This window comes from Pseudomonas sp. UBA4617 (assembly GCF_002386445.1).
Classification (GTDB): Bacteria; Pseudomonadota; Gammaproteobacteria; order Pseudomonadales; family Pseudomonadaceae; genus Aquipseudomonas.
Genome location: NZ_DGIR01000052.1, coordinates 95462 through 106161 on the forward strand (window position 1 = coordinate 95462; position 10700 = coordinate 106161).

The 10700-nt window shown below is 55.8% G+C and carries 6 protein-coding genes; 2 read left to right on the forward strand and 4 right to left on the reverse strand.

Annotation, left to right across the window (positions count from 1 at the left end; all coding sequences use genetic code 11):
- Positions 1-60: 60 nt before the first annotated feature.
- From yfaE to ubiG, 4 genes are all read right to left on the reverse strand, one after another.
- Entirely contained in the window at positions 61-315 is a 255-nt protein-coding gene (yfaE, locus tag B4L76_RS22225; RefSeq protein WP_032612725.1) for a class I ribonucleotide reductase maintenance protein YfaE, read from the reverse strand.
- Positions 315-1445 (reverse strand): class Ia ribonucleoside-diphosphate reductase subunit beta, encoded by a 1131-nt coding sequence (gene nrdB, locus B4L76_RS22230; protein WP_032612723.1) that lies wholly within the window; start codon positions 1443-1445, stop codon positions 315-317. The genes yfaE and nrdB overlap by 1 nt, the downstream gene beginning before the upstream one ends.
- An 89-nt stretch (positions 1446-1534) precedes the next feature.
- A complete protein-coding gene (nrdA, locus tag B4L76_RS22235) occupies positions 1535-3820 on the reverse strand; it encodes a class 1a ribonucleoside-diphosphate reductase subunit alpha (RefSeq protein ID WP_144836856.1) in 2286 nt (761 codons plus the stop codon).
- A gap of 333 nt (positions 3821-4153) precedes the next feature.
- On the reverse strand, positions 4154-4882 hold the full coding sequence (gene ubiG, locus B4L76_RS22240; RefSeq protein WP_077227414.1) for a bifunctional 2-polyprenyl-6-hydroxyphenol methylase/3-demethylubiquinol 3-O-methyltransferase UbiG: 729 nt from the start codon (positions 4880-4882) through the stop codon (positions 4154-4156).
- A gap of 132 nt (positions 4883-5014) precedes the next feature.
- On the opposite strand from ubiG, the gene gyrA reads away from it, so the two are divergent.
- Positions 5015-7651, forward strand: coding sequence for a DNA topoisomerase (ATP-hydrolyzing) subunit A (gene gyrA / locus B4L76_RS22245; RefSeq protein ID WP_059307489.1), 2637 nt, complete (start codon positions 5015-5017; stop codon positions 7649-7651).
- Between the two features lie 145 nt (positions 7652-7796).
- Positions 7797-10643 carry a two-component system sensor histidine kinase RcsC gene (gene rcsC, locus B4L76_RS22250; RefSeq protein WP_059307490.1) on the forward strand — a complete coding sequence of 949 codons (2847 nt, stop codon included), beginning with the start codon at positions 7797-7799 and terminating at the stop codon, positions 10641-10643.
- Positions 10644-10700: the final 57 nt, after the last annotated feature.

Below are 10700 nucleotides of genomic sequence, written 5' to 3' on the forward strand. Positions count from 1 at the left end.
GGTCGGGTAAGACGAAGACATCACCTTAACCCTCTCCCACGGGAGAGGGGATAAGGGCGCTTACATTTCGATTTCGATATCCCCTTTTGCCCGGCAGCAGCAGGGCAAAATTTCCCCTTCGTTAATGAAGGCCAGCGGCTCGGTGATCCAGTCGACCTGGCCTATCACCAGACGGCAGCGGCAGGAGCCGCAGTAACCTTCACGGCACTGGTATTCAACTTCAATCTGGTGAGATTCCAGCGCAACGAGCAGGGAAGGGTGCTCTTCCTGGCACAGGAGCTCTGTGCCAGAAAGACGAAGCGTCACGCGGCTCATCAGAGCTGGAAATCGCTCAAATCGTCAGTGTTGACTTCGGAGTCAATCTGACCGACGAGGTAGGAACTCACTTCCACTTCCTGCGGCGCCACCTGAACGTTATCGGAAACCAGCCAGGTGTTGATCCACGGGATCGGGTTGGAGCGGGTCTGGAACGGCAGATCGAGACCAACCGCCTGCATACGGATGTTGGTGATGTACTCCACGTACTGGCAGAGAATATCTTTGTTCAGGCCGATCATGGAGCCGCCCTGGAACAGGTATTCCGCCCACTCTTTCTCCTGCTGCGCCGCCTGAACAAACAGGTCGTAACTTTCCTGTTTGCACTCTTCAGCAATTTCGGCCATCTCGGGATCGTCCACGCCGCTGCGCAGCAAGTTCAGCATATGCTGGGTGCCGGTCAGGTGCAGGGCTTCATCGCGGGCGATCAGGCGGATGATTTTGGCGTTGCCTTCCATCAACTCGCGTTCTGCGAAGGCGAAGGAGCAGGCAAAACTGACGTAGAAGCGGATCGCTTCCAGCGCGTTCACGCTCATCAGGCACAGGTAGAGCTTTTTCTTCAGCTCACGCAGGTTCACGGTCACGGTTTTGCCGTTCACGGTGTGCGTGCCTTCACCCAGCAGATGCCAGTAGCTGGTCATCTCGATCAGGTCGTCATAGAAGTGAGAAATGCCTTCGGCGCGCTTCAGGATCTGATCGTTGGTGACGATATCATCGAACACAATCGCCGGATCGTTGACGATGTTACGAATGATATGGGTATAAGAGCGGGAGTGGATCGTCTCGGAGAACGCCCAGGTCTCAACCCAGGTTTCCAGCTCCGGGATAGAGATCAGCGGCAGCAGCGCCACGTTCGGGCTACGGCCCTGGATGGAGTCCAGCAGTGTCTGATACTTCAGGTTGCTGAGGAAGATGTGCTTTTCGTGTTCCGGCAGAGCCTGGAAATCGATACGGTCGCGGGAAACGTCAACCTCTTCCGGGCGCCAGAAGAAGGAGAGTTGCTTTTCAATCAGCTTTTCGAAGATGTCATATTTTTGCTGATCGTAGCGTGCCACGTTGACCGGCTGGCCGAAGAACATCGGCTCTTTGAGCTGGTCGTTTTTCGTCTGTGAAAAGGTGGTGTATGCCATGAGTGTGTCCTGTTGAGATTGTACTGCCCGGCGGGCCGGGCCTACAAAAACGTAGGCCGGGTAAGCGTAACGCTACCCGGCAAAATTACTTAGATCTTACATGCGCCGCTTTCGCAGCCATCATCCTGAATGGACGGGACCAGATCGTCCTGCGCATCTTCCGCACCGTCACGGGTGTTTTGATAGTACAGGGTTTTCACGCCAAATTTATAGGCGGTAAGCAGGTCTTTCAGCAGCTGCTGCATCGGTACTTTCCCTGACGGGAAGCGTGATGGATCGTAGTTGGTGTTCGCAGAGATCGACTGGTCGATAAACTTCTGCATGATGCCCACCAGTTGCAGGTAGCCGTCGTTGTTTGGCATTTCCCACAGCAGCTCGTAGTTGTTTTTCAGCAGCTCGTAGTCTGGCACCACCTGGCGCAGGATCCCGTCTTTCGACGCTTTGATGCTCACGTGACCGCGCGGCGGCTCGATGCCGTTGGTGGCGTTGGAGATCTGCGAGGAGGTCTCGGACGGCATCAGGGCAGAGAGCGTAGAGTTACGCAGGCCGTGGGTTTTAATCGACTCGCGCAGGCCTTCCCAGTTGAGGTGCAGCGGCTCGCTGACGATGCCGTCCAGATCTTTCTTGTAGGTGTCGATCGGCAGAATGCCTTTGGCGTAGGTGGTTTCGTTGAACCACGGGCAGGCGCCTTGTTCGATGGCCAGTTCGTTAGAGGCTTTCAGCAGGTAGTACTGAATGGCTTCGAAGGTCTGGTGCGTCAGGTTATTGGCGCTGCCGTCGGAGTAACGTTTGCCGTTTTTCGCCAGCCAGTAAGCGTAGTTGATCACGCCAATGCCGAGAGTACGACGACCCATTGCCCCGCGTTTTGCCGCCGGGATTGGGTAATCCTGGTAGTCCAGCAGCGCATCCAGCGCGCGAACCGCCAGCACTGCCAGCTCTTCCAGCTCGTCCAGGCTATTAATCGCACCCAGGTTGAACGCAGAGAGCGTACACAGGGCGATCTCGCCGTTTTCGTCGTTCACATCTTCCAGCGGTTTGGTCGGCAGGGCGATCTCCAGGCACAGGTTAGACTGGCGCACTGGTGCAACGACCGGATCGAACGGGCTGTGGGTGTTGCAGTGGTCAACGTTCTGGATGTAGATACGGCCCGTGGAAGCACGTTCCTGCATCATCAGGGAGAACAGTTCAACCGCTTTCACACGCTGCTTACGGATGCTGTCGTCGTTTTCATACTGAACGTACAGACGCTCGAACTCATCCTGATCGGCAAAGAAGGCGTCGTACAGGCCCGGGACGTCGGATGGGCTGAACAGGGTGATGTCGCCGCCTTTCAGCAGACGGGTGTACATCAGCTTGTTGATCTGAACGCCGTAATCCATGTGACGCACGCGGTTACCTTCCACGCCACGGTTGTTTTTCAGTACCAGCAGGCTTTCGACTTCCAGATGCCACATCGGGTAGAACAGGGTGGCTGCGCCACCGCGTACGCCGCCCTGAGAGCAGGATTTCACCGCAGTCTGGAAGTGTTTGTAGAACGGAATACAGCCGGTGTGGAACGCTTCACCGCCGCGAATCGGGCTGCCCAGCGCACGGATGCGACCGGCGTTAATACCGATACCGGCGCGTTGGGAAACGTATTTCACAATGGCGCTGGAGGTGGCGTTAATGGAGTCCAGGCTATCGCCACACTCGATCAGTACGCAGGAGCTGAACTGACGGGTAGGGGTGCGCACGCCGGACATGATCGGCGTCGGCAGAGAAATCTTGAAGGTGGAAACCGCATCGTAGAAACGCTTCACGTATTCCAGACGGGTAGCACGCGGATAGTTAGAGAACAGGCAGGCGGCCACCAGAATGTAGAGGAACTGGGCGCTCTCGTAGATTTCACCGGTCACACGGTTCTGGACCAGGTATTTCCCTTCCAGCTGCTTCACCGCGGCGTAGGAGAAGTTCATATCACGCCAGTGATCGATAAACCCGTCCATCTGCTTGAACTCTTCTTCCGTGTAGTCTTCCAGCAGATGCGTGTCGTATTTGCCCAGCTCTACCATCTTCACCACATGATCGAACAACGCTGGCGGCTCAAACTGGCCGTAGGCTTTTTTACGCAGGTGGAAAATGGCCAGACGGGCTGCGAGGTACTGATAATCCGGTGCTTCGCGGGAGATCAGATCCGCCGCGGCTTTGATAATGGTTTCGTGGATATCAGACGTTTTGATGCCGTCATAGAACTGGATATGGGAGCGCAGTTCCACCTGAGAAATGGATACGTTATTCAGTCCTTCTGCTGCCCAGTCGAGAACACGATGGATTTTGTCCAGATTGATACGCTCGGTAGCACCGTCGCGCTTTGTCACCAGCAGACTCTGATTCATGTGGGTTTTTACCTGTCCGTGAAAAAAGAAAATATCCCCCGCTTATCCACAGACCTCTGTGGATAAATACTACATATAGGGGTTTTACGATAAGGATAACGCAAGATGGTGAGTATTCTAGTAAGGATTCTTTTCAGTACAAGAGTTGATTTTGAGGTTAAATTGAGGTTGTGAAAGAGTAAAAAAGCGTAAGTCCTCGTACCGTAAGGCCTGGACGTGATGTCAATAATGTAGAAAAAAAAATGAAAAATTGATCGACTGCTGATTTCTTCAACGGGTGGTCAAAAATGCGCAACAAACTGCTGCGCATTCTTAGAAAAAGAGTAGATAACCTTAGTCTTTTTTGGCGGTGGTATGGAGCATGTAGTTAACGTCCACGCCTGGCGCCAGTTTGAACTTGTCGGTCAGAGGATTGTAATGCAGACCGGTCATGTGCTGCTCTTTCAGGGAGGTGCCATCGACCCAGCTCAATAACTCTGCCGGTTTGATGAATTTTTTCACATCGTGGGTGCCTTTTGGCACCATCCGCAGCACGTATTCTGCGCCGACCACGGCCATCAGCCACGCCTTGCCGTTGCGGTTGATGGTGGAGAAGAACACCTGGCCGCCCGGTTTAACGAGTTTTGCACAGGCTTTTACCACCGATTGCGGGTCGGGCACGTGCTCCAGCATCTCCATGCAGGTGACGACGTCATACTGTTGGGCAAACTTCGCGGCGTGTTCCTCAACCGTTTCCTGCACGTACTCCACCTGAATACCGCTTTCCAGCGCATGCAGTCGCGCCACCTGTAGCGGCTCGAAGCCCATATCCAGCCCGGTCACTGTAGCGCCTTCGCGCGCCATACTCTCTGCCAGGATACCGCCGCCGCAGCCTACATCGAGCACCTTTTTACCGAACAGGCCGCCGGAGCGTTCCGCGATATAGCCCAGGCGCAGGGGGTTAATGCGGTGCAGGGGTTTAAACTCACCTTCAAGATCCCACCAGCGCGAGGCGACGGCTTCGAATTTGGCGATCTCTTCATGGTCAACGTTGGGAGCCACCGGGGATTTTTCCGCATTCATGGACGCTTTTACTCCGTAATTTAAAGACGAGGAAGTATATCAGGATAACAAAGCAAATTAGTTTAAACCTAAGCGGGTGTGTTATAATTTCCGACCTTTGAATCCGGGATACAGTAGAGGGATAGCGGTTAGATGAGCGACCTTGCGAGAGAAATTACACCGGTTAACATCGAGGAAGAGCTGAAGAGCTCCTATCTGGATTATGCGATGTCGGTCATTGTTGGCCGTGCGCTGCCGGATGTCCGCGATGGACTTAAGCCGGTACACCGTCGCGTACTATACGCCATGAACGTATTGGGCAATGACTGGAATAAAGCCTACAAAAAATCTGCCCGTGTCGTTGGTGACGTAATCGGTAAATATCACCCGCATGGTGATACCGCCGTGTACGACACTATCGTCCGTATGGCGCAGCCATTCTCCTTGCGTTACATGCTGGTAGATGGTCAGGGTAACTTTGGTTCGGTCGATGGTGACTCCGCGGCGGCGATGCGTTATACGGAAATCCGTATGTCGAAAATCGCCCACGAGCTGATGGCCGACCTGGAAAAAGAGACCGTTGATTTCGTCGATAACTACGACGGCACCGAGCGCATTCCTGATGTGATGCCAACCAAGATCCCTAACCTGCTGGTAAACGGTGCGTCCGGTATCGCAGTAGGTATGGCGACTAACATTCCGCCGCACAACATCACGGAAGTGATCAACGGTTGCCTGGCCTATATCGACGATGAAGACATCAGCATTGAAGGGCTGATGGAACACATCCCCGGCCCGGACTTCCCGACCGCCGCCATCATTAATGGCCGTCGCGGCATTGAAGAAGCGTACCGTACCGGTCGCGGCAAGATCTATATTCGTGCCCGCGCAGAAGTCGAAGCCGACGCCAAAACCGGCCGTGAGACCATCATCGTCCACGAAATACCGTATCAGGTGAACAAAGCGCGCCTGATCGAGAAGATTGCCGAGCTGGTAAAAGAGAAACGCATTGAAGGTATCAGCGCGCTGCGTGATGAGTCTGACAAAGACGGCATGCGTATCGTGATTGAAATCAAACGTGACGCGGTAGGGGAAGTGGTACTGAACAACCTCTACTCCCTGACTCAGCTTCAGGTCTCCTTCGGGATCAACATGGTTGCGCTGCACCATGGTCAGCCGAAGATCATGAACCTGAAAGACATTCTGAGCGCGTTCGTGCGTCACCGCCGTGAAGTGGTGACTCGCCGTACCATTTTCGAACTGCGTAAAGCCCGCGATCGTGCGCACATCCTTGAAGCGCTGGCCGTTGCGCTGGCGAACATCGATCCGATCATCGAGTTAATTCGCCGTGCGCCAACCCCTGCGGAAGCGAAAGCGGCGTTAGTGGCTCAGCCATGGGCGCTGGGTAATGTCTCAGCAATGCTGGAACGTGCGGGCGATGACGCTGCGCGTCCAGAGTGGCTGGAACCTGAGTTCGGCGTGCGTGATGGCCAGTACTATCTGACCGAGCAGCAGGCTCAGGCGATTCTGGATCTGCGTCTGCAGAAACTGACCGGCCTTGAGCACGAAAAACTGCTCGACGAGTACAAAGAGCTGCTGGAACAGATTGCCGAGCTGCTGCATATCCTCGGCAGCGCCGATCGTCTGATGGAAGTGATCCGCGAAGAGCTGGCGCTGGTTCGCGATCAGTTCGGCGATGAGCGTCGCACTGAAATCACGGCCAATACCGCTGATATCAACATCGAAGACCTGATCAACCAGGAAGACGTTGTTGTGACCCTGTCTCACCAGGGCTACGTGAAGTACCAGCCGTTAACCGACTACGAAGCACAGCGTCGTGGCGGTAAGGGCAAGTCAGCGGCACGTATTAAAGAAGAAGACTTTATCGACCGCCTGCTGGTGGCCAACACCCACGACACCATCCTCTGCTTCTCAAGCCGGGGCCGTCTGTACTGGATGAAGGTCTATCAGCTGCCGGAAGCGAGCCGTGGCGCACGTGGACGTCCAATCGTCAACCTGCTGCCGCTGGAGCAGAACGAGCGTATCACCGCCATTCTGCCGGTTCGTGAGTACGCAGAAGGCGTGAACGTCTTTATGGCAACCGCCAGCGGTACGGTGAAGAAGACCGCCCTGACCGAGTTCAGCCGTCCACGTTCTGCCGGCATTATCGCCGTCAACCTGAACGAAGGCGACGAACTGATTGGTGTGGATCTGACCTCCGGTTCCGACGAAGTGATGCTGTTCTCTGCCGCCGGTAAAGTGGTGCGCTTCAAAGAGAGCGCAGTGCGCGCCATGGGTCGTACTGCGACCGGTGTTCGCGGCATCAAACTGGCGGGCGAAGACAGCGTTGTCTCCCTGATTGTTCCGCGCGGCGAAGGCGCAATCCTGACCGTTACGCAGAACGGCTACGGTAAACGTACCGCCCAGGACGAGTATCCAACCAAGTCCCGCGGCACCCAGGGCGTTATCTCGATCAAAGTGACTGAGCGTAACGGCTCCGTGGTTGGCGCGGTTCAGGTTGATGATACCGACCAGATCATGATGATCACCGATGCCGGTACGCTGGTGCGTACTCGCGTGTCCGAGATCAGCGTGGTAGGCCGTAACACCCAGGGCGTGATCCTCATCCGTACCGCGGAAGATGAGAACGTGGTGGGTCTGCAGCGCGTCGCTGAGCCAGTGGATGACGAAGAGCTCGACTCCATCGACGGCAGCGTAGCAGAAGGTGACGATGAGATCGCACCGGAAGCGGATACTGACGACGATGCAGCGGATGACGCTGAAGAGTAATGTCTCCTGACGATAAAGGGCCGGTCTCCGGCCCTTTTCTTTTGCCGGTACACGCAATTGCAGACAACCGAACATTGCGACTATGCGCGTTTACCGCTACCTTAAAGCCCATTCCTTTTGACCCTGATGGCGGAGCCTCGCCCCCTTGAAATACCTCGTCTCCTTTCGAACCACGCTGAAAGTTTCTCGCTATCTGTTCCGGGCGCTGGCGCTCCTGATTTGGGTGTTGATCGCCCTGTTTTCGGTGTTTTACATCGTCAATGCGCTGCACCAGAAGGAGTCGGAGATCCGCCAGGAGTTCAACCTTAGCTACGAACAGTCCCAGCGCTACATTCAGCGCACCGCAGACGTCATGAAGGAACTCAAGTACATCGCGGAGAACCGGCTGACGGCAGAAAACGGCGTACTGGCCACCCGCGGACGCGACAGTAAAACCGAGGTGCCCAACTTTGAGCCGCTGTTCCCCGATTCTGACTGTTCTGTTATGGGGCCGGCATGGCGGGGTTCGCTGGCGTCACTGGCCTGGTTTATGCGCTACTGGCGCGATAACTTCTCGGCAGCGTACGATCTGAACCGGGTCTTTCTGATTGGCAGCGAAAATCTCTGTATGGCCAATTTTGGCCTGCGTGACGTGCCGGTCGATCGCGAAAACGCCCTGAAAAGCCTGCGCGAACGGATCACCAAATACCGCAACGCACCGCAGGATGAGCGCGGCAACAACCTGTTCTGGATTGGCCAGGGGCCGCGTCCAGGGGTAGGTTACTTCTATGCCATGACGCCGGTCTATCTGGCAAACCGCCTGCAGGCGATGCTCGGCACTGAACAGACTATCCGCATGGAGAACTTTTTCACCCCCGGCAATCTGCCGATGGGCGTAACCATTCTCGATGAAAATGGCCACAGCCTTATCTCGCTGGCGGGGCCAGAAACACGTCTCAAGGTCGACCCTCGCTGGATGCAGGAGCGTTCATGGTTTGGCTATACCTCCGGTTTCCGCGATCTGGTGCTGAAAAAGAGCCTGCCGCCATCGTCCCTGAGCATCGTCTATTCCGTTCCGGTGGATCTGGTCCTGGAACGTATCCGCATGCTGATCCTCAACTCGGTGCTACTCAACGTGCTGGTGGGGATTGCGCTGTTTACCCTGGCGCGGATGTACGAGCGCAAAATATTTATCCCGGCGGAGATCGATGCTCAGCGCCTCGAGGAGCATGAGCAGTTCAACCGCAAGATTGTCGCCTCTGCGCCGGTGGGGATCTGTATTCTGCGCACCCTGGATGGGACTAACATCCTCAGTAACGAGCTGGCGCATAACTATCTCAATATGCTGACCCACGAGGATCGGCAGCGGCTGACGCAGATTATCTGCGGACAGCAGGTCAACTTTGTCGACGTGCTCACCAGCAACAACACCAATTTGCAGATTAGCTTTGTGCACTCGCGCTATCGCAACGAGAACGTCGCCATCTGCGTGCTGGTGGATGTCTCCGCGCGCGTCAAAATGGAAGAGTCGTTGCAGGATATGGCCCAGTCGGCTGAACAGGCCAGCCAGTCGAAATCGATGTTCCTTGCGACGGTCAGCCACGAGCTGCGCACCCCGCTGTACGGCATTATCGGTAACCTCGATCTGCTGCAGACCAAAGAGCTGCCCCGGGGCGTAGACCGTCTGGTGACGGCGATGAATAACTCCTCCAGCCTGCTGTTGAAAATCATCAGCGATATTCTCGACTTCTCCAAAATTGAGTCCGAGCAGCTGAAAATTGAGCCGCGCGAATTCTCACCGCGCGAGGTGATGAACCATATCAGTGCCAACTACCTGCCGCTGGTGGTACGTAAGCAGTTGGGGCTGTACTGCTTTATTGAGCCGGACGTGCCGGTATCGCTGCAGGGCGATCCGATGCGCCTGCAGCAGGTGATCTCCAACCTGCTCAGCAACGCCATTAAGTTTACCGACATGGGCTGCATTGTGATGCATGTCTCCAGGGCAGGGGACTATCTGAGCATTCGCGTGCGCGACACCGGGGTCGGTATTCCGGCCAAAGAGGTGGTCAAACTCTTCGATCCGTTCTTCCAGGTGGGGACCGGGGTTCAGCGCAACTTCCAGGGCACCGGTCTGGGGCTGGCGATCTGTGAAAAACTGATCAGCATGATGGATGGCGATATCTCGGTGGATACCGAACCCGGTATGGGTAGTCAGTTCACCATTCGCATTCCGCTGTATGCCGCGCAGTCTCCGGCCAACGTGCTGGTAGAGGGATTAAGTGATAAACGCTGTTGGTTAGCGGTCAATAATGCCTCGCTGTATGCCTATCTGGAATCCCTGCTGACGACACACGGTATTCGCGTGGCACGCTACACAGGCCAAACGCCGGATGCGGAAGACATGCTCATCACCGACGATGAACTGACGCAGCCGTGGCAGGGTAAAGCGGCGGTGATCTTCTGCCGTCGCCATATTGGCATTGCCCAGGAGCGTGCCCACGGTGAATGGGTAAACAGCGTGGCCTCGCCGCACGAACTGATTGCGCTGCTGGCGCGGATCTACCGTGTGGAGATGGAGACAGCCGACGGCACGACGGCGCTACCGTCACCGGAATCGGTGCAGTCGATGAATGAAGACATGATGATCCTGGTGGTGGATGACCATCCGATTAACCGCCGCCTGCTGGCTGACCAGCTTGGCTCGCTGGGCTATCAGTGCAAGACCGCGAACGATGGTGTGGATGCGCTGAATGTGCTGAGTAAAAACCATATCGACATCGTCCTGAGCGACGTGAACATGCCGAACATGGATGGCTATCGCCTGACCCAACGCATTCGCCAGCTGGGGCTGACGCTGCCGGTGGTGGGCGTCACCGCTAACGCCCTGGCGGAAGAGAAACAGCGCTGTCTGGAGTCGGGGATGGACAGCTGTCTTTCCAAGCCGGTAACGCTGGACGTGCTGAAACAGACGCTGTCGGTGTACGCGGAGCGGGTGAGGAAAACGCGAGTATAAAAAAAGCCCACTTGTGGTAATGCCAGTCAGTTAAGTCCGGCGGATTGTTCCGTTCAC